The 19,969-nt window shown below is 45.8% G+C and carries 14 protein-coding genes and 1 pseudogene; 6 read left to right on the top strand and 9 right to left on the bottom strand.

Features of this window, described 5'->3' with window-relative positions; all coding sequences use genetic code 11:
- Positions 1-116: 116 nt before the first annotated feature.
- Positions 117-620 (top strand): hypothetical protein, encoded by a 504-nt coding sequence (locus QUA88_RS27160; RefSeq protein WP_333054607.1) that lies wholly within the window; start codon positions 117-119, stop codon positions 618-620.
- Between the two features lie 455 nt (positions 621-1,075).
- Here the strand turns inward: QUA88_RS27160 and QUA88_RS27155 are convergent, their stop codons facing one another.
- From QUA88_RS27155 to QUA88_RS27135, 5 genes are all read right to left on the bottom strand, one after another.
- A complete protein-coding gene (locus QUA88_RS27155; protein WP_333233543.1) occupies positions 1,076-2,221 on the bottom strand; it encodes a citrate synthase in 1,146 nt (381 codons plus the stop codon).
- Positions 2,222-2,454: 233 nt separating this feature from the next.
- Entirely contained in the window at positions 2,455-2,949 is a 495-nt protein-coding gene (sixA, locus tag QUA88_RS27150) for a phosphohistidine phosphatase SixA (protein ID WP_333054609.1), read from the bottom strand.
- 67 nt (positions 2,950-3,016) lie between these two features.
- A complete protein-coding gene (locus QUA88_RS27145; RefSeq protein ID WP_333274857.1) occupies positions 3,017-6,658 on the bottom strand; it encodes a diguanylate cyclase domain-containing protein in 3,642 nt (1,213 codons plus the stop codon).
- 1,176 nt (positions 6,659-7,834) lie between these two features.
- Positions 7,835-9,109 (bottom strand): bifunctional oligoribonuclease/PAP phosphatase NrnA, encoded by a 1,275-nt coding sequence (locus QUA88_RS27140; protein ID WP_333054611.1) that lies wholly within the window; start codon positions 9,107-9,109, stop codon positions 7,835-7,837.
- A 238-nt stretch (positions 9,110-9,347) separates the two neighbouring features.
- Positions 9,348-9,845 carry an HNH endonuclease gene (locus tag QUA88_RS27135; protein ID WP_006633674.1) on the bottom strand — a complete coding sequence of 166 codons (498 nt, stop codon included), beginning with the start codon at positions 9,843-9,845 and terminating at the stop codon, positions 9,348-9,350.
- Positions 9,846-10,190: 345 nt separating this feature from the next.
- On the opposite strand from QUA88_RS27135, the gene QUA88_RS27130 reads away from it, so the two are divergent.
- Positions 10,191-10,655, top strand: a complete 465-nt coding sequence (locus QUA88_RS27130) for a COP23 domain-containing protein (RefSeq protein ID WP_333054612.1) — start codon at positions 10,191-10,193, stop codon at positions 10,653-10,655.
- 266 nt (positions 10,656-10,921) lie between these two features.
- Here the strand turns inward: QUA88_RS27130 and QUA88_RS27125 are convergent, their stop codons facing one another.
- Positions 10,922-13,654, bottom strand: coding sequence for an AAA-like domain-containing protein (locus QUA88_RS27125; protein WP_333274853.1), 2,733 nt, complete (start codon positions 13,652-13,654; stop codon positions 10,922-10,924).
- A 213-nt stretch (positions 13,655-13,867) separates the two neighbouring features.
- On the opposite strand from QUA88_RS27125, the gene QUA88_RS27120 reads away from it, so the two are divergent.
- On the top strand, positions 13,868-14,638 hold the full coding sequence (locus QUA88_RS27120) for a 5-formyltetrahydrofolate cyclo-ligase (RefSeq protein WP_333274851.1): 771 nt from the start codon (positions 13,868-13,870) through the stop codon (positions 14,636-14,638).
- Positions 14,639-14,674: 36 nt separating this feature from the next.
- On the opposite strand, the gene QUA88_RS27115 is transcribed toward QUA88_RS27120, so the two are convergent.
- The 3 genes from QUA88_RS27115 to QUA88_RS27105 all read right to left on the bottom strand — a co-directional run bounded on the left by QUA88_RS27115 (position 14,675) and on the right by QUA88_RS27105 (position 18,128).
- Complete coding sequence (locus QUA88_RS27115) at positions 14,675-15,040, bottom strand: hypothetical protein (RefSeq protein ID WP_333274848.1); 366 nt, start codon at positions 15,038-15,040, stop codon at positions 14,675-14,677.
- 241 nt (positions 15,041-15,281) lie between these two features.
- Positions 15,282-15,881 (bottom strand): Uma2 family endonuclease, encoded by a 600-nt coding sequence (locus QUA88_RS27110; RefSeq protein WP_333274845.1) that lies wholly within the window; start codon positions 15,879-15,881, stop codon positions 15,282-15,284.
- A gap of 378 nt (positions 15,882-16,259) precedes the next feature.
- Positions 16,260-18,128: an AAA-like domain-containing protein gene (locus tag QUA88_RS27105; RefSeq protein ID WP_333054617.1), complete on the bottom strand. Its 1,869-nt coding sequence runs from the start codon at positions 18,126-18,128 to the stop codon at positions 16,260-16,262.
- 276 nt (positions 18,129-18,404) lie between these two features.
- Between QUA88_RS27105 and QUA88_RS27100 the strand changes: the two genes are divergently transcribed.
- The 3 genes and pseudogenes from QUA88_RS27100 (at position 18,405) to QUA88_RS27090 (ending at position 19,742) form a co-directional block, all read left to right on the top strand.
- Positions 18,405-18,578 (top strand): hypothetical protein, encoded by a 174-nt coding sequence (locus QUA88_RS27100; RefSeq protein WP_333040368.1) that lies wholly within the window; start codon positions 18,405-18,407, stop codon positions 18,576-18,578.
- A gap of 44 nt (positions 18,579-18,622) precedes the next feature.
- Positions 18,623-18,955, top strand: coding sequence for a hypothetical protein (locus tag QUA88_RS27095; protein ID WP_333054618.1), 333 nt, complete (start codon positions 18,623-18,625; stop codon positions 18,953-18,955).
- Positions 18,956-19,274: 319 nt separating this feature from the next.
- Positions 19,275-19,742: pseudogene (locus QUA88_RS27090) on the top strand (serine hydrolase).
- Positions 19,743-19,969 lie beyond the last annotated feature (227 nt).

Below are 19,969 nucleotides of genomic sequence, written 5' to 3'. Positions count from 1 at the left end.
CATTTTTTAACGTTATATGCTTGCTATGTAAGCATTATAACCTATTTTTATCGTATTTTATGTTTAAGTCCCGTTAAAGTCGGATATAATAATCGAAGTTTCTCACAGCCTTGATAATGGATATTCGCGAGGTACTCGAATTTGTAGATCAAGTTGTCTACGATAAGACAGGTAAACGCCTCAATGATTTACAGCGTGGAATTATCGAGGGAACTCTGAATCGACAAAAGTATGCTGAGATTGCCGATAGTTATCGTCTTTCGGAAGGTCACGTTAAGGATAGAGGTTACGAACTTTTGCAAATGTTATCAGATGTGTTTGATGAACCCGTTGATAAACACAATCTTAAATCGGTTTTAGAACGGAAAGGAAATCTCAATATTAGTTTTGGCGATAACAATATTAGCAACATTATGGGTTACATCAATATTTGCTCCGATCGCCCCACTCCTACCCCTAATAAAAGCCGGCCTGCGACTCCTGACTTTCAGCGAGACCAGTATCAAGCCAAGATTGAAATGGTTGGTAAGTTACGCCAATTCGGCTTGAAAGACGAGCAAATAGCAGAGTTGCTGGGGCTAACTTTGGAGGAAGTTAAGCAGGTAGATTCGGAGGAATAAAAGTACGGTGCGCCTCGCCCCCCTTATATCATGTCCGGTCGATTCCCTCCGCTTCGCTTCGCCCGAAATCAGGTAGGGGCGGGTAAACCTGCCAATATCGGCCAATAATTGACAATCTCAAAAACCCGCCCGACCGGGATATTATGGTCAATCGATCGGACATGATATTACAGGCCCAGTAATGTAGCACGTTACTGGCGTGGTTTATATTAATATTGCAATAAAAAGCCTCAGACCAGCAAGTCTGAGGACCGGAGTTCCTGAAAATCGTCACTTCTTACTATTGTCGCCAACCAACAGCACAACATACAAGAGGGGTGCAACCCAGCAGGACAGTTTTTGGCAGACAGAGATTGTTTCCTGACTCGGAAGGCGAAAGCAATTTTTAATTCAACACTTCACGAAAGCCAAACAATTCCTCTCGCCATTGTCATATCTGGGTTGATAATTGTGCTTTAGGATGGGAGTCTGTCCTCGATCGCAATATAAGGAGCACCGTGACTCCCCGTATATATTTGAGTCGGGCGGTAAATGCGGTTTGCCTCTAGTTGTTCCTTCCAGTGGGCTAACCAGCCGGCAACGCGGGCGATCGCAAAAACTGGTGTAAATAAGTCCAGCGGAATTCCCATTTTTCGGTAAACCAAACCAGAATAGAAATCTACATTTGCATAAATTCCTTTCTGGCCCAATTTCTCTTCAACCACTTCTTCCAACTTGACAGCAATGTCGTAATAATCATCGCGGCCGAAGTTCTCAAACAACTGTTCCGCTAACCTCTGAAGAATAGTTGCTCTCGGATCTTTCACCTTGTAAACTCGGTGACCGAAACCCATGATTTTGTCCTTATTTGCAACACACTTCTCGACAAAAGGCCGCACATTTTCTACCGAACCAATTTGCTGCAACATATCAATCACTTCTTCATTAGCTCCCCCGTGCAGCGGCCCCGCCAAAGTGCCAACTGCTGAAGCAATCACTCCGTAAGGGTCTGTCAGCGTCGAAGCTGTTACCATTGCCGAAAATGTAGAGGCATTAATTGTATGTTCAGCGTGGAGAGTCAGACAAGTGTCAAAAATGCTAGCTAACAGGGGATCGGGTTCTTGCTCGTTGAGCATATAAAGAAAGTTAGCCGAGTAGTTCAAGTCATCCCTCGGCCGCACCGGATCGTTTCCCCGTCGCATTTGCTGGAACGCTGCTACCATTGTGGGAATCTTAGCTAGCAGCCGCACTACAGCTTCTCGAATGTATGCTGGGTTAGCCAGAGCTCGGCGGGAGTAGAACAAGCCCAGGGCGGCCGCTGAAGCTTGCAGGGCGTCCATTGGATGTCCTCTTTCTGGAAAGCATTTCATCATGTCCCGGATGCGATATTTGATCCGGCGGTGATAGCGAATTTCATGCTCGAAAGCTTCTAGTTCTTCCTTTGTCGGAAGTACCCCCCAGATTAATAAATATGAAGTTTCGAGAAAGGAACTTTTGAGTGCCAGTTCCTCGATGCTAATCCCGCGATATTCCAGCAACCCTTTTTGTCCATCGACGTAGCTAATGCTGGACAAGGTGGCGGGAACACCTTCTAAACCTGGTTTGAATTCGCCGACGACCATTGCGATACCGTTTTGTGTGAGTTCAATCTACTAAAAGTACATTACCAGAAAGCAAGATAGTGTCGCAGTCTTGACAAATAATCATTTAATTCGGGTTCAGAAACCGGGTTTTTCAACACACAGCCCGATCGCACCGCTGCGTATTGTCGCCCCTTTTTCCCGGTTTCGCCGTCCCAGAATGCGGTTTTAAGAGGGCTGGCGTCTCCTGTTAATGTCGGGGCGGTTCGCTGTTTCTAGCGCAGCAAAAACTTGGGCGCAGTTAGCCAAAACATTTGGCTGCGGCCCACAGGGGAGCCTGTCTCCGGGAGGATTAAGCCGATGATACCGGCTTTTTTGAGAATCAGGGCATCTTGCGATCGAGCCCAAAGCAAAGTTTCTGCCCAGTGGCCTAAGTCTGGTTGGTGGCCCACTAGGGCCAAGCTGCCACTACCGATGTCCTGCCATTGTTTGTACCACTCCAGCCAGTTCCCGATGTCTCCTGAAGGTGCGAGGGCGGCGGATTCTTCTATTTGGGAACTCAAACCGACTGTTTGCAGGATTTGGGCGGTTTGCTGGGCGCGCAGTAGGGGACTGGTGAGAATCAAGTCAAACTGAATTTCGAGCTCGTAGAGCCGTTGAGCAATTTTCCTGGTTTTACGATCGCCCTCTTTAGTCAGCGGGCGTTCTGAGTCTGTATCATATTCTTCGGGTGCCGCGGCGATACCGTGCCGGATCAAATAAATAACCATATATCAATACTTCCAGGCATTTTATCCCGTTTTTATAGGAGCAATCTAGGATATACCTACCTTTTGCCTATTCTACAACTGGATTGACCTCTGGCGCTGTCATCTGGTTGGCGCTTGTGTAGCGATCGCGCCCTTGTCGTTTCGCATCATATAATGCTCGATCGGCGAGGGCAACGAGTTCATCCGGTGATGTTTCCGCAGTGGGAATCACAGTGGCAATTCCCATGCTAACAGTCACGATCGTGCTCACATTAGATTGCTCGTGAGGGATTCCCAAAACTCGGATTGCCTCTCGGATCGACTCAGCAACCGCGATCGCGCCATCCGCATCCGTATTCGGTAGGATAGCAGCGAATTCTTCCCCCCCGTAACGTGCAAACAGATCCGATGAGCGTTTAACCGCTTGTGCCGCCGATGAAGCCACTTTTACTAAACAAATATCCCCCGCTTGATGTCCGTAGCAATCGTTATATCGCTTGAAATAATCTACATCCAACATAATCAACGAAAGCTGTTGTTTCCCCTGCATCAGTCGGTGCCATTCCGACGGCAATCGCTCATCAAAACAGCGGCGGTTTGCTACTTGTGTTAACCCATCTGTCGTAGCAATTAATCTTTCTTGTTCTGCCCGGTGTCTGAGCATCTCCTCGGCCCGCTTGCGTTCTGTAATATCAGCAAAAGTCGTTACTACTGCATAGGGTTGAGACTGATTCATCTGGAACAGCGGTTGCGAATTAATCGAAATCCAAGTCAGCGTTTTATCCGATTTGTGAATGCCCATCACCACATTTGATAGGGGTTTTCCCGTCCGTAGGGTAATCATTGCCGGATGCTGTTGGCAGGGGAAAGGAGAGCCATCTTCGTGAACGGTTCGCCAGTCTAAATCTATGGATGTACGCCCCATCAGTTGTTCGGGGGTCAGTCCGAGAATCCTTCCGGCACTAGCATTACAGGTAGTAATTTGTCCGTCTGCTAGCTGAAGTACGACGCCTTCAGTCATGCTTGTAATCACAGAACGATACCGTTCCTCGCTCTCCTGCAATTGACTCAGGAGAATGTTTTTAGCATCAAACTCTGAAGCCAGATGCAGGCTACCCGCCAAAAACCCCGCCATCAGTTGTAAGGTATGAATATCTGACTCTGTAAAGGCACAGGGTTTAGCGGAAACAACTTTTAAGACGCCAACCCGATCGTCCTGATAGAACAAGGGAACAACCACCAATGACCGGATACCAATGCGCTGACAGACAGCCTGATCCACCCGTGCATCGGCTTGTGAATCATCGCAAAGCATGATTTGGCCGGTCGCAATACATTTTCCCGATAAACTTGTCCCTACTTTGATCCGTAATCCCACATAGGCGCTGGCGATACCGCTGGCTGCCCGATACACCAACTCATCCCCTTCCAGCATTTCAATCACGGCCCCATCGGCACCGAGCGATTTTTGAGTTCGATCGGTAATCACCGCCATCACTGCATCCAGGTTAGGATTGGGGGTGGCGATTTCCTGTTGGGTGGCAATCACCACCGCCAGACGCTCGAACTCTTGTTGCAATGCTGCTTCTGCTTGCTTGCGATCGGTGATATTTTTCATAAAGCAGTGATGCCCGATCGATCGCTCCTGCGAGTCGTAGGCCGCCAACATCACCACGTGCTTGTAAAAGATCGAGCCATCTTTCCGGATACCCCGGGCCTCAACCTCCACTCGGCCCTCGGCTAGCATTTTTTGATAAGCGGCCATCATCCTGTCGCAGTCTTCGGGATGAACTGTTTTCTGCCAACTCATACCAACCATTTCTTCAGGCTGATAACCTGCTATATTCGCGTAGGCTTGATTAACGGTGATGTACCGTCCGAAAATATCCAGCCGCGAGATGCCCTCAACGGCATTAGCAAGAGCTGTACTCAATTCTCTGAGTTCTGTTTCTGCCTGGACAAGATCCGTAATGTCTTGGGATGTACCAAACAACCGAATGACTTTTCCCTCTGCATTGAGTTGAACCTGTCCTCTGGCTTCGGTATGGCGGATAGAGCCATTCGGGCCCACGACTCTGAGGCGCAATAGATAAGGCTCTCCGTGACTGAGCGCTCGTTGAACTACCAGGTGTAGCTGTTTGGCACTTTCGGGATGGTAAAGCCGCAGGTTTTCTTCATAAGTAGGTTCGCCTAGGGCCCTGGATCGTCCCAAAATCTCGAATAGTTCGGGAGACCAGGTAATTTTACCCGTACTCACGTCCCACTCCCAGTTACCGATGTGGGCAACCCGCTGGGCTTCTGACAACCGGGTTTCACTCTTTTGCAGGTCTGTTTCTGTCTGCTGGCGGTCGGTAATGTCCTTTTCGTTCACCAGCAACATCGGGTTGCCCGTTACCGGGTCCTTGGTACACCGCACGTCCATCCCATGCCAGCGAATTCCCGCCAGAGTAATCACTTGAGCCTCCGTGCTAAATACCTCACCGGACTTAAGAACTGCCATTGCTCGCTCTGCTACCTGAGAGTCAACAAAGCGACTCACAAAAGCATTATCTGTCGCAGAGTGAGGTGGCTGCATATCTCCGTAACAGCGCAAGGCCGCCGGGTTTTGCAGCAGCGGCACACCTTCGAGGGTGTACAGCGAAACCATCAGCGTGGTGTGTCGGATTGCCTCGATCGATCGTAGGGTTTCCGGCTCGATTTGAGGAGCGGTTTCGACCGTACCCTCCACCAGGATTGCCAAACGCCCGCCATCAATCCTGATGCCAGAGCACCGACAGCCGACAGAAACAGGCTCACCGCCCGGATAAAACGTCCACTGCTCGGACAAGGTTTGGCCTTGCTCAAACTGCTGCTGATAGCTCTGCAAGCGAATCCGAGTAGACTCTGACAACATATCCCTAAAGTTGTGGCTCGCCAGTTGCTGCCGCGTCGAAGCATCCCACAGGTACAAGGAAGCTTGGTTTGCCCACCGCATTTGCCAATCCTCAATATCAAATATCCAGATCGGGTTTTGCAACAAGTCAAAGGCTTTGAGGTGGACAATATCGCCGCTCAGGGAACAGGCAAACTTTGGTTTTAGGCAATTTTGATGATTGACTCTGGGCGCGCTTTCTGTATTGGGATCAGTTTGATTCGGTTCTGTTTCGAGTTCCGGCGGTTGATTTGGCCCGATCGCCGGGCCGTGAGATTCCAAGTGCCGCATCCTCAACCCGATGTGCATTGCAACCTGTTGCAGGATCTCAATGTCGAGAGGTTCCCACTGACGCGGACTTCGGCATTGATGAGCAATCAACAGTCCCCAAAGCTTCGGAGATTGCTGCTGTTGGCCATCTAGCAAGATTGGCGCAACTAAATTTGCCTGAACTTGGATGCGATCGAGCAATTCGACATCACAAGCTTGAATATCACCAGCGTGAATATCAGAAATGGCACTCGTTTCCCCCTGGCTGTAGCGATCTACCCAGGTAGCTTCAAGGCAAGGGTCATGAATCAGTTGTCCCTGGATTGGCCGCCACCGATCGCCAACAGATTCAGCAAATACTACCCTCTCTCTATGCGGTAGGAATCGATAAATAATCACGCGATCTGTTTGCAGCAGCACCCTGGTTTCGTGTAGCGCACATTGCAAAATTGTCTCCAGATCCACGAACTCGTTGATTTTAAGTGCAATTTCTGAAACTTTTTCTATGCTTTTCTCTAACGACCAAGAGAAAGTCTTTTTTGTAGACATCTCCGTGTTCCTTGTTTGTTTAAGCTATTTTCTACTATTCTAACCCGCCACAAATAAATATAATAATTTCTTTTAACTCGTAGGAATCGCTGGCTGGGCTTAGGAAAAAATCAATATTTATGTGGCTAGCCAATTTTATGCTGACTGCTACAATTGCTTTTTTGATGTCATTTCGCCAAAGTTTTAGGTTATTTGGTATCTATTTTGCTTCTTCTCAATCGTTTTTTGGCTAATTATTATCGCAAAGCTACTGCACCAACTATAACAAATTGTGATTGATTTAGCGAATAAATAATAAAACTCCCCAAAATTAACCCTGTATAATTGTTAAAACCTCATAATTCTTGTGGAGTTTAGTAAAATAGAACACACTAAATTTGCCCCTCAACCTGGTTTTTTTATCAAAATACTTCGTGATATCCCTTGACAATTGTTAAAAAACCCGGTTTCTTTAGTGTATGATTTGGGAAAATTGGTAGAAAATTTATTACTGTTAGTCCTGGAGAACTCAACCGGGTTTTTCAACCTCCTTACTTCCTTAAAACTGAACATATTGCACGATTTTAAATAAATTTTCTATGGGCGGATTCTCCTGTCCTACCCGTACTACCCACAATAAAATTTAATTTTTATGGGACAGGCCGGAAAGCCTGTTCCTGGCAGAGGTAGACTGGGCAGGAGTTCCCACCCTGAATAAGAGTTAAAAAACCTGGTTGATGAGAGTTGGAGTGCGGGCATGACTGATTGTCAAGTTGAGATTGTGCCCGGAATGAGAAAAAAACACGGCCAAACCTGGTAGCAACCGGAGGTCGAAAAGCTCGCATTCCCAGGCTGTTGCTGGAATCAATACTGCAGCTAGAAACTCCCGATTGATATCGTGTCCGGTCGATGAACCGCGATTTTTGTAGGGGCGAGTTCACCAAGAATACCTGCCAATAATTGACAATCTCAAAAACTCGCCCCGACCGGGATATTACAGCATATTCCATGTATATGTGGTACACACAAGAAGAGAGACGCGAGTAAGGTGCGGATACACCCGTCAATCTGCAATCTTTATCAAATATGAAGGAGCGACGAACCCTACGGACTACGGACTAACACCACATAATATAGCTGCTCCTGTACTTCATGAACCACCGAATATGCTGTATGATTAATCGATCGGACATGATATTAATGATCGTAAACAGGATTGTCTTTAGGACTAATTAAATGCAGCAACTTTTGCTTAATCTGATCGTCGAATACTTCCCATTTTAGCCTTGCATAATCGCTCTTCTCATTCCCGCCAGAAAGAAATCCCACGGGAATTTCAAAACCTCCAGCTTGACTTCTGCCACCACCAAAAAAGCGTCCTTGAGCATCTTGACCGAAGGCTTCTTTAATGAATTCGTCGGGGTCGAGAGTAAGTTTATTAGTTCGCAGCGAGCCAATTACTACTTCAATTTCTTCGTCTTTGTCGTGAACAATTGCGTAGACAACGGCTGTGTGTACGTTCTCCTCTGTTACTAAAAAGTCCGCAGCTTGGGGAATAGAATCCCGATCGTCATAGCGGAGATAGCCGATGCCGGCGATCGAAAAATTGTTCTGGACGGTGCGGTGTTTGAGCGATCGCTCGATCGCGTCCATCACCCACTTGGAACGAGATGACTGTAACACGGCATTCAGCAACTGCGGGTCGTAAAACCGGCTCAAATAAGCCGCAGCTAAAAAGTCCTCTTCCTGAGCTTGTCTGAGGGCGATCGTATCCGATCGCAAACCGTGCATCAAAGCTGTAGCGCACTTGATGTGCAGACTGACGCTGGCGTCGAGAGTTAACAGTCCAGACTGTAAATACTCGGCAAAAATCGTGGCTGTAGCGCGGATTTGAGGGCGCAAATCGGTAAACTCTGCGTTCATTTCCCCCTGCAAATTATGATGATCGATGACGGCGGCGATCGGAACTCCAGCCGCTAAAATATACTCGGTTAAGTTACAAGTCGTCCCTTGATTGTCGATGAAAGCGCAGCCCTGAAACACCGACAAATCCTTAGTTTTTAGTGTTTCCACCGTCCAGCGCTGCAACGGCAACCCTGTCAATTTAACTAAGGCAATATTTTCTTGGTGGCTGAGGGCGCCGGCGTAGATAATCTCGCATTGGATATCGTACTGTTCGGCGATTAATTTGTAAGTCCAAGCGCTCGAAAGTGCGTCGGGATCTGGAAAATCTTGCAGTAAGATTAACTGGCGAGTGCCTTTGTGCCGATCGAACATTTGGCGCAATTGCTCGACTTTGCGATCGTGCAATTCCTCGCGGAGACGGCCGCGATTCTCTTCGGAAGCAACTTCGGCTTTGCTGCGCCGTTTCCCAGGCGCACTCACTCCGGGTACAACCTCGCTGCTGGCCTCAAGTTCACCTTCGCGGTTGCCGGATGTTTCATCGGAATTGTTAGGGGGATGGTCTTTCATCGTTGAAAATTAACAATTTAACTATTTCAAGATTTGCACGACATTCGATCTTAAACCCGGTTTCTTTGTAGATGCCTGTTTGTCAAAGCCCATACTTTTTACGAGAAACCTGATTTAAGATGGTAAATTCTCTGTTTACTTTTTTAATTCATGGAGAGAGTGCGTGTTGCCAGGAACGAAGCAATCTCAGAACTAATAACTCCCGCAAAAAACCCCCGCGCTTGCGCTGACAGGGGTTTTAAAGGCCTATTACATATTTTTGCCATTCTTTGTGCATACCGCTCTTAACGTGTTTAGTGACTTCAAAATAAAGACCGCTGTGAGGTTTCCTAGGCGGATAGCGCAGCGACATTCCCGCTTCTTTCGGCGTCCGGCTGCCTTTATTGACATTGCAGCGCACGCAAGCGGTGACGAGGTTTTCCCAACTGTCCCCTCCCCCGCGCGATCGGGGAATGACATGATCGAGGGTTAAATCGTCGCCCGTATAACTACAGTATTGACAAGAGTGTGCGTCCCGGTGCAAGATGTTCCGGCGGGTTAGCGGAATATCCTTATAGGGAACTCGGACATAATGCCGCAGTCGGATCACAGTTGGTAGCGGGAAGTTTGGCGCAATAAATTTCCCGTTGTGTTCTACCTGTTCTGCTTTTCCTTTCAGCAACAAAACTACCGCCCTTCGCCAATTGGTGATGTTAAGGGGTTCGTAGGAGGCGTTCAGCACCAGAACATTGCCCATTGTTGATTATTAAAGAGAATATTTTTCCCGATGGTAACACAGGTTCCACTTTAGGTGGGGCGGGATCGGGAAGAGCGAGGCGATCGCAAAAAACGCTGAAAAACCAATCCTTTACCCTATACCTTCGCGCCTGCGCCCCCTAGGGCTGCATCTATTTTCTGCCTTTGGTGTTTGTCAGCGAGCTTTTTTCCCGGAGTTTTGGCCCAGATGAGGCCAGTGTGTGCGATCGCAAAAATTTGCCGAATAAATTTTATTTTTTTCTCTAAATGCCTAATCTTCCCGGCAACAAACAGTTTAAATTTTTAGACTATTAGTAACCTTAAATGAAAAAGCTTATTACTGCTCATGAAATTTCGGCTCTTAAAGTCAGTTTTTAGCGCGTCAATTATTGCCCTTGCTGCTCCGATTTTAGCAAACAGTCCAGCCTTCGCCCAAGCGCCTTCATTCTTCTGTGGCGCTACTGGTGGCCGCCCCGCTACAATTGCAGTCCAACAAGGCAAAAATATTCCCGTTATTTTGTGGCTAGCTGATAACTATTTCAATGAATCAGGAGAAGATGCGATTACTCGGTGCACCAGAGTCTCAGGAATTCTCAACAACTCGCAACCGCAAGGAAGCTGGGATAATATTGTCACAGCAGGTGCATCTAGCAACGGTCAATTAATTATTTGTGCAGCTAATCCTCAAGATGGTTCCTGTAGATTATTATATCAAGTACCCAAAGGTCAAAATCCCGAACAAGCCCGACAAGAACTCTTAAAAAGAGTTACAAATCCTAATGTAAGTGTTTCGCCTGTTAAAGTAAATTGATAATCATTAGTAGGGACACCGCACCGTGCCCATAGGTGTCAACTTAAGGTACAACAAATAGTCCGGCAGGGGTTGAAACCCCTGCCTCAAAGCTAAAGTCCTCGCTTCAGAGGACTAATGAGTGGAGATTCTTCTCTTCAGTCCTCTTTGAGAGGACTTTCGCTATTAGACAGGGGTTTCAACCCCTGGCGGACTTGATGGACGACTAACAGACTTGGCGGGCTGACAGCTTAAGTTGACACGAATAAGGGCACGGTGCGGTGTCCCTACTTGCAGATAGTTGAAACTCTGGTAAAATACTTCGGTTGAGTGGCGAAAAAATTGCAGCTTTGCTTCAGCAATTCTTCTAACCCTTCAACCTGCCTCAACCATACAGTGCCGTTGCTTCCAGCTACAGCAATTTGTTTTCCGTCTCGACTCCAACTGACACTAACAACATTCTCCTCGAACTCAAATTGAGCAACCTGCCGCCCCGCTAAATTCCACAGTCGCACTGTCTTGTCAATTCCCACTGTAGCCAGCCGTTCTCCGTCGGGGCTAAAACTAATTGATTTCGCATCAAAATGCAAGGTTTGAAATTCCTTAACTAATTCTTTTTCTGACAGATTCCACAGCCCAACTTTGCCATTTAATGTTACTGTAGCAAAGCGATACTGGTGTTGAGCCGGAGTGAAACTAATCCCTATTGCCTGAATAGGCAGTGTTTTTTTTAGCTTGCCCGATAAATTCCAAAGTCGCACTGTAGATTTGCCATCTAAAGTCGTTATGAAATCACCATTTGGGCTAAAATTTACGCTTCTCACTAAGCCGTTGTGACCTGGGAGTTTCTGGCTAGGCGATACTAATTGTGGCTGTTTTGACAATTGCCAAATTGCAGCATAGCTGTCTATCCCTGCCGCCGCTAATAACTTTCCTTCCGGGCTGAAACTGATGCTGGTAACAGAGCCTTTAATTCCTTTCAAAGTAGCAATATTTTTACCTGATAAATTCCAGATTTTAACTGTGCTGTCCCTTCCTGCGGTCGCTAAAAATTTACCATTTGGGCTAAAATTTACCATATTAACTGACTGCTGGAAAGCTTTCCATTCAGCAATTTTTTGCCCGGAAAAGTTCCATATCCGAACTCTATCGTCTATTCCTGCGGTTGCTAAAATCTGCCGATTTGGGCTAAAATTGACGCTGGTAACGGCATTTTTATGAGCTTGCCACGTTATCTTTCTTGGCGGACTTAATGAGGCTTTAATTTGCTGTGTTTCGCTAATTTTATCGAGAATTATTTGTAAGGCTAACAGCGGTCTAGTTGCCGGGTATTGTTCTAGCTTAGGTTTGTTTTGAACCAAGGTTCTTAATTTTTTCCCGGAGGCGATCGCCCTCAGTAAAGCTTCTGATAAAGCTTCGGTGTTTTCGGTTTTTTGAGATACCGCCAACAGTAAAGCATCGCTGCCATTTTGTTCGATTTCAATACTTGCTTGTGCTAGTTTAAACCGCTGGTAAGCGAGAGTTGAAAAGCCGATCGCCGCCAGTAACGATGCTGCCAGTACCGCAGAACCGATGCCGATCCACTGTTTGGCTTTTTGTTTGGCAGAGTCAGCTTCACTCAAAGCTTTTTCGGCATCACAGACAGCTTTTTTGGTTTCGAGTGTAGCTAAATGCAGCAGTTGATTTTGGTCGCTCAAAATAACTTTCTGGCTAGCAGTCAAAAACTGAAAGTCTTCGTTTCTCAAACTTTTGCCGGCCGCCCAAACTAATGCTGACTGCAAATCATTCCCTCGCAACAGTTGAGAATCATCTTCACAGCTAGAATTTAGCCAAAGTTTGATCGCTTCCGAGTAAGGCGAGAGTTTTTCTAATTTTTCTTCAATTAATTGTTTGTTAAATACAGCTTCATAAATAGGATTAGAAATTGTTAATTTTTCCCCCCGCTTAACGATTAATCCGCTTAATCGCAACTCCATTTGTTCGGCACTACCATCGGGGCCAGTTTCAGTTTGTTCTAAAATGTGCTGATACAATCCCAGTCTCCTGACAATCCGCTGGTTTTCTTTGAAAAGCCGATCGCGAATTGTGGACAAATGTTCGGGCACATCTTGAGTTTCCCAATTCTCCACGATTTTCAAGCGCACTACTTTCTCTACCCACTCTTTAGAAGTGTTAATTTTATCTTTTTTCCCCCCTTTGCCAGGGGGGGCTAAATTCGGGATTAATTGTGGATTTTCCAGCAGAAGTTTGCACAGCTTTTGAGTCAGGAACGGCTGCCCGCCCGTCCAATACAAAACCTCCCTCAAAACTTGATTAGGGCTGTCTGTAAGCTCTGCCAATCCCGCTGCTAGCGGTTGAGCTTCTGTTTCGTCAAAACCAGTTAATTCGATCGCCTTGCCAATATTAAAAGGGGTATTGCTGGTGGCATTTTGCTCGCGGCACAAATCTGTCGGCGATGCTACGCCTAAGAGGGCCCAAGTTAGGCGATCGAACTCTGAATTGTTGGCGCGCTTGTTGTAGCACGATCGAATTAAGGCTAAAAAATCGTCGGCGGGAAAATCTAGGGCGAGAATGCTGTCGATTTCGTCAATAAAAATGACAATATTGCTGGAAATGTTCGGTAACAGTACGGTTTCGATGAATTCGCTCAACCTTTGAACCGGAGTTAAAAAATTGCGATCGCGCCACCAAGTCCGCACGTTGACAATATCCGACAGGTTAAAATTATTTTCGAGGATGCGTAGCAAACCAGCATACCACTGTTCGGGAGTGACGCCGCGGTTGCCAATTTCCGAAATGTCGATCGCAGCACAAGCAATTCCTTCATTTCTCAGCCGCTGAATTGTCCGCACCTGCAAGCTAGATTTGCCCATTTGCCGGGAATTTAAAACATAGCAAAATTCCCCCGCCTTCAATCCGTTATATAAATCGTCGTCGGCTTGCCGCTTCACATAATTGGGAGCGTTATTTGTCAAACTCCCACCGACTTGATAGTAACTGGGTTTTGTGGTATAATCCATAGGATAAAATGGTACAATAAAAAGATCACCTTTTAGTCATTCGGCGGTTTCAACCGCTACTACATCATTTAAAATATCTCTTTACATCTACCGAAACGGGCACAATTAGTAAGGTGCGTCAGATCCGAAATCCTGAATAATTGCCCTATAACGAAAGTCGGACGCACCATACAATTTTAGCGCAGTTTACCGCCACCAATAAGGCCTAATAACATGAAAACTGATTGGACTGGATATAACGACGACAAAGACAAGTTAAGAACAGAAATTTGGTCTTTGCTCAAGCAGCAAGCCGCATCTATTGGCGATCCGTTTGGTCATATTCCCAACTTTGTTGGGGCCCAGTTGGCGGCGGAAAAATTGGCAAATTTACCAATTTGGCAACAAGCAAAAACGATTAAGTGCAATCCAGATGCGGCGCAAAATCCGGTGCGGATGCAAGCTTTGCAAGATGGAAAACGCCTGTATATGGCAGTACCGCGCTTGACAGAAGATCGCTGTTTTGTTGAGTTAACCGCTGAGGATTTGCAGAGACAAAATATATCAATTGCCGAAAGTGCGTTAGCGAAGCCCTCGAAGAGGATCGCCCGCAAAGCTCTCGATTGCGGAAAATTGGTAAGTTTTGCAGAAATGGAGCCAATTGATTTAGTAATAGTCGGTTGTGTAGCGGTGGCGCGCAACGGGGGAAGAACCGGGAAAGGTGCAGGTTTTGCCGATTTGGAATTGGCTATGTTGACAGAATTCGGGTTAGTAGAAATCGATACGCCAATTGTGACAACAGTGCATCCTTTGCAAATAGTCGAAGATTTGCGTTTACCGATGCAAGCTCACGATTGGGCACTGAATTGGATTGTTAATGCTGAGGAGGTAATTGAAACTAATACAACTTATCCGCGTCCAATTGGGTTAAACTGGGATAGTATACGGCCGGAACAGTTGGAAAAAATTCCAATTTTGCGAAAGTTGAGAGAGCAATTACCATGACAAATAAATGACCAATAGCTAACAATAAAATTATTATTATTTCTCCATCCATATTCCATCTACTAGCTCTATCTCCACCCACTTACCATCAATCAGTTTCTCTAATTTTCCCCATTGCGGTGTTCCTGTATTTCGACCTATTACTCGAACTGGTGCAATCCAGTCTTGTTGACAGTTTGCTAGGGGGTCTGGAATAAATTTCCAGGCATCCTTGGAAATTCCATATTCTTGTTCACAAAATTCTTCTGCATCCCGCCAACTTTGGTAAAAAATATCACCAATTCCAAAGCCATCATTGAGTGATGTGCATGGGAAAGCATATACACCTTCCCCAAGTTCAGGTTTATAAAGAATGACTTGCTTAATGTCTGGATGCTTCCTAGACTCTGCTACTTTCCTCATAGTGCTTACCTCTGTAACTTATCTTAAAATGTATAACTGTTTAATTAGTAAGGTGCGTCATATCCTAAACTTTGAATAATCGCCCTAAAACTTCGTCTGACGCACCCTACAAGTTGAGGACTTATCTCAAATCCGTTGCTATCGGAATTATTCATCTCTCTCTTATCTTCCTCTGCGCCCTCTGCGGCCTCTGCGGTTTAATCATTCAAAAACAACCGTAAACGATATTACTCATTTTATCTTAAGGCAAAAGAGAATTCACAGCGATCGCCCCAATTTCTATCCCTTCAATAATAATTGGTATAACAGCCGATCGCCCAAAATCTAACCTTTGACTGTAATCTGACGGCTCAACTTCAACAAGAGGTTGAGAGTACACCTCAACCAGTCCTTCAACAAGATTCACAATCCAATAAATCGCAATTCCAGCGCGGGCATAAATCCGTTTTTTGACAGTGCGATCGCGCTGAAGCGTCGTATCTGACACTTCAATAATCAGGGCAATATCTTCCGCACCCGGATGCCGATCGAGATATTGTCGCGTATCCCCTCGAACAACCACTATATCAGGTTCGGGTTCGCTGTTGGATAGCGTTATCGGTTCTTGGGAATCAACATACCAACCAGGAGGTAAAATATTCTCTAAAGCTGTCCTGACAAGACGAGTTGTTGCTCGATGCGGTGGATTTTTTGGCATTTTGAAAACCAGCCAACCTTCCAGCAATTCTACAGAGTCATCATCGGTGAGAATGCCAGCTTGAATTATCGCATGATACTGCTCGATGCTCAAGCGGAAAATCAGATCGTTCGGAATTGCTGCAACACTTTCGACGGGCTGCATAACTGTATGGGCGAGTTGATTATTGTCTTATTTTACCGTTTATTTAACGAACCGCGAAGGCGCGAAGAAAGAAAGAAAGAAAGAAAGAAAGAAAGAAGAAGAAGAAGTTAATTTTATGATATATCTACTTTGTTGTGAACACGCGCCATGCAATGAAAGCAGTAAAACCTAGATAACCAAACACGGTTATCCAATCTAGCCAATTGTCGGATGTTATCAAAAAAATATCGTTCATGGGCTGTTTTAATCTAAAAAGAGGTAGATTGTGATTTGTCGTTTGGTGGGGGCGGGTTTATGGGATTGTTCATTTTAGGCAATTATTGTCGGTGAACCCGCCCCTACCACATCTGGAATTATAGGATAGCAGAGCGATCGGATTTAGACGATCGCGCTCAAGTGCGATCGAAAATATTGTCGGTACAACTCGCACCTCGGCACGCACTCGTTCCCCTGCAATTTCACCAACCCCAAGCTGTCTAATTTAAAAGCCTGCATAGCCTTTAATTGCACCGGAGAGTCCGCCACTACAATCTCTCTCATCCCCTGCGCCAACTCTGGATATTCTTCTAAATTCCACAATTGGCGGCGCAAATGGTCGCTGTAAATTCCAGCATCTGCGATCGCACTTTCTTTTAATTCATCTAGTGTCAAATCCGATCGCGAAATGTGATATAATGCAACTCGCACTAAATACGGATGTCCGCCGACAATTGCCATCAATTCCTCAACTTCTGCCTCCGACCAATTCAAATTATGGCGCGCTGCTAAATCTTGGATTTGCCCAGCGTTGAATTCCGGCAAATCAACGGGAAGTCCGACGTTGAAAGGCGATTGATTGATGTTCATCGGGATGTAAACTTCCGTGGAGTGAACTACAATTAATCGCAGTTTTTTCCAGATGTCGCGCCGCTTCGATTCTTCGTGCCACGCCCGCAGTAGTCCTAAAAAGTCTTCGGCAATGTCGGGATATTGGAAAACGCGATCGATCTCGTCTAATCCTAAAATTAAAGGACTGTCGATTTGCGGCAAAATGTATTTTTCAAAGTAATCTTTGCAGTTAACTTTGCTGCCAAAAATCTCGTCCCAATAATCGTCTAATTGATTTGGTAAGTGCAACTCGCGGCCGACGTAAGCGCAAAACCACTTTAAAAATTTATCTAAGTTGGCGAATACGGCTTTATCTACTAACTGAAAAGTTAGCGGCACGGTGCAATAGCCTTGACGGGATCCGTGATGCAAAATTCTTGCCATCAAGGAAGTTTTGCCCATTTGTCTCGGTGCTTTAATTCTAATTAACGCGCTGGGTTGCACAATAGTTTGATAGCAGCGTTCTTCAATGGGCGGGCGTTCTACATAAAATTGAGAAGCGACATCGACTTGTCCTCCCGGTAATTCTGGTTCGGCGGCGGGTAGAGGTATTTCGTCGCTGCTAATTTCTAATACCTGGTTTTGTGTTAAATCTTCTGTTTCTTCTGTGACTGGTGCGGGAGTTTCTGCTAGCAAGTTCAGAACTTCTTCGATAATAATTGGAGTGTCGGCGGTGGTTTTCCATTCCCTCTGTTTGATGCGGTACAGATAACCCCGCAAATCGTGATTTAGAGGCGCGTTCAGCGGAAAACCGACGCGGATGGGGAGAATTATTGGTTTTTTGTCATGGCGGGAGTCTTGGAGTTCTTTTGCTTGCTGAACTTGATATGTTAGTAGTTCGCTTTGGTTTCCCGTTGGCGGTAACAGTAGCAGCAAATAATCGCATTCTTGGAGGAATAAATTAATGCGATCGAACCAATTATCTCCTAATCTAATATTATTTTCTGCTGTGAAAACTGTATGACCGATCGCGCTTAAGGCCGTTTCTAACTGTTTTCCCAACTCGCGATCGGGTTCGGCGCTGCGATAACTGACAAATACTTTAACAATTCTGCTGCTGGTGGCTGTTTCTCCCGCTGGCGGCAAATTGTCCAGCACGTCTAAATTTTCCGGTTCCTCAAGTTTAGCCGATCGATGGTCGCTAGCAGCCAGAGTCATTTCAAAAGCCGCGAACAACTGTCGAATTTTACTCAAATCCGCACCTTCTCTACCCTGCTTAATTTTGCTGACTGTATCGGCACCAACGCCAGACTCGGCCTCGATTTCAGTCAGAGTACCTCTAATGTTATATCGGTCAGACCATTCTTGGAGCGCCTCGTTAAGTTTCTTTAAGCCAGAGGCAGTGAGAATGCGACCACGATCGCGTTTTGACTTGAGCACTTCGCTTGCACTGAAAGGGGAACGAATCTAGAAATTTTAACGCCTTAAGTCCCTATTTTAGGCGATTTTAAGGAAGATAGTCAGCCAGCCGGAATTTAAGGGATTTTACTTGAAGAGGTTTTTGGGGCGATCGACTCCTCAAACTCTGTCCTGATAACGGCTTCAACAGTTGAATATATTTGAGGATAAAAAGTTTTTCTTAACTCCCCAATCTCCGCCACTACTCACCACTTAACTTTTTAGAGTAGATACACCAAGCAAAAAAGGAGCAGCCAAATGAGCAAAATCTTACACAGACTGGCAATGGCCGCTTTGGGAACCGCCGCCATTTTCACAATTAATACACTTAATAATTTAACAGAAGCATCAGCGGCTGGTAAATTTGACGAACCAGAAATTTATCAAAACACAGTTTTTCCACTTGGCGTACCGGGTCAGTTCCATAAATAGGGCAATCCATTGATTGATTGATTTAATTGAATTAAGGAGAAATTATGAAGTCTACACTGTGTTCACCACAACCTATAGCTACCAAATCTGATTCCGTTGACGCTGAGGCGATCGATGCCTGCACTGCACTTGCGTGGGTGGAATTGGTAGCATTAGATGCCAGCGCTCTGACGGGGGATGATTGGCTGGCTTTGTGCGATGATATAGATAGCGGGGAAATCTACCGCTGCTGGTTTTTGTGGTGCGATCGCGAAGTTAGCGGTAATTGGGAAGCTTACGATCCTTTGAGCGATCGCCGATTTGTTGCTAAAGGAAAAGTTTTTCTCAAAGCCGCGATCGACTCGCTCGAAGATGCTAGAAATCGGGAAGTCGCCTAACTTGGATTCATCTCAGGTGAATAAAATTTGTGTCTACAAAACAAGAATTCTGCCACTAGAATTCGCCCCTGTACAAACTTTCGTCTCCCTCCGCCAGACTCGAAAAAAAAGGGGTAATATAACCGCATTTGATAGGAGTCCCGGAAACGGAATACTCTCAAAGAAAATAAAAAAAATACGGCTGCGGGCAAGAGTTGACTGTATGATGCTAGGTGCTTCGTATCGAAAGCGGTTGATAACGTTTTTCCAGCCGCTTTCTCGCTGCGGCCATTCAACTCTTTCTCTTTAAACATGACTCTAAAACTGCACAGCCACCAAAATGATTATTGAACGTTTGGGGGGAATTACTAAACTCAACGAACGTTTTCGCAGTTTGGGATTAACTGATACGATAATTCGCAATTGGCTCGGTGATTTTTAAGGAACAAATACCACAAGTTCTGTGGATATGGTAAAGCTGCTGGCGATGCTGTCTCGCGATAAATTAGTTTCTGAATCCAGTCGCGAACAAGCTTGAGAATTACTGCGGCACACAACAACTAGAACGCTGTTGCCTTCAGGTTTGGGTCCCGGTGCAGTTATTGCGGACAAAACCGGAGATATCGGCTTTGTAGTGGGCGATGCGGGAATTATTGATATGCCCAACGGTAAGCGTTATTTAGCCGCAATCTTTGTCAAACGTCCTTACAATGACCCGATTGTGAGAGATTTTGTCCGTCGAATTTCGCGCATTGTTTACAATTATTTAGACCAACCTGCGGCGAGAGTACCGGAGAAGTTACGTTAATCTGAGATGTTGCACCATTGTCAATAAGCCTTTTGAACGGGCTCTGGGGCCCCTTCCACAAGAAAATCTACTCTTTGTGGAACAGGCATCTTGCCTGTTCTTGAGAAGCAATATCTCACGTTGATCAGACAATTCGGCGATTGAAATCGCTACTAAGGATCGCGAATTAAATAACTTACAATTTTAATTGTTATTGTGGGATGGGCGTCCCGCCCGTCCAAAAAGGA

The sequence above is a fragment of the Microcoleus sp. D3_18_C2 genome, assembly GCF_036702395.1.
GTDB lineage: Bacteria > Cyanobacteriota > Cyanobacteriia > Cyanobacteriales > Microcoleaceae > Microcoleus.
This window is presented reverse-complemented; position numbering and strand designations above follow the sequence as displayed.

What these genes read in the sequence shown, in the direction of transcription:
- sixA (WP_333054609.1), bottom strand. Translation starts at nt 2,949, where the DNA reads ATGGTTATTTATTTGATCCGGCACGGTATCGCCGCGGCACCCGAAGAA.
- QUA88_RS27095 (WP_333054618.1), top strand. Translation starts at nt 18,623, where the DNA reads ATGAAGTCTACACTGTGTTCACCACAACCTATAGCTACCAAATCTGAT.
- QUA88_RS27160 (WP_333054607.1), top strand. Translation starts at nt 117, where the DNA reads ATGGATATTCGCGAGGTACTCGAATTTGTAGATCAAGTTGTCTACGAT.
- QUA88_RS27155 (WP_333233543.1), bottom strand. Translation starts at nt 2,221, where the DNA reads ATGGTCGTCGGCGAATTCAAACCAGGTTTAGAAGGTGTTCCCGCCACC.
- QUA88_RS27130 (WP_333054612.1), top strand. Translation starts at nt 10,191, where the DNA reads ATGAAATTTCGGCTCTTAAAGTCAGTTTTTAGCGCGTCAATTATTGCC.
- QUA88_RS27135 (WP_006633674.1), bottom strand. Translation starts at nt 9,845, where the DNA reads ATGGGCAATGTTCTGGTGCTGAACGCCTCCTACGAACCCCTTAACATC.
- QUA88_RS27145 (WP_333274857.1), bottom strand. Translation starts at nt 6,658, where the DNA reads ATGTCTACAAAAAAGACTTTCTCTTGGTCGTTAGAGAAAAGCATAGAA.
- QUA88_RS27120 (WP_333274851.1), top strand. Translation starts at nt 13,868, where the DNA reads ATGAAAACTGATTGGACTGGATATAACGACGACAAAGACAAGTTAAGA.
- QUA88_RS27110 (WP_333274845.1), bottom strand. Translation starts at nt 15,881, where the DNA reads ATGCAGCCCGTCGAAAGTGTTGCAGCAATTCCGAACGATCTGATTTTC.
- QUA88_RS27100 (WP_333040368.1), top strand. Translation starts at nt 18,405, where the DNA reads ATGAGCAAAATCTTACACAGACTGGCAATGGCCGCTTTGGGAACCGCC.
- QUA88_RS27115 (WP_333274848.1), bottom strand. Translation starts at nt 15,040, where the DNA reads ATGAGGAAAGTAGCAGAGTCTAGGAAGCATCCAGACATTAAGCAAGTC.
- QUA88_RS27140 (WP_333054611.1), bottom strand. Translation starts at nt 9,109, where the DNA reads ATGAAAGACCATCCCCCTAACAATTCCGATGAAACATCCGGCAACCGC.
- QUA88_RS27125 (WP_333274853.1), bottom strand. Translation starts at nt 13,654, where the DNA reads ATGGATTATACCACAAAACCCAGTTACTATCAAGTCGGTGGGAGTTTG.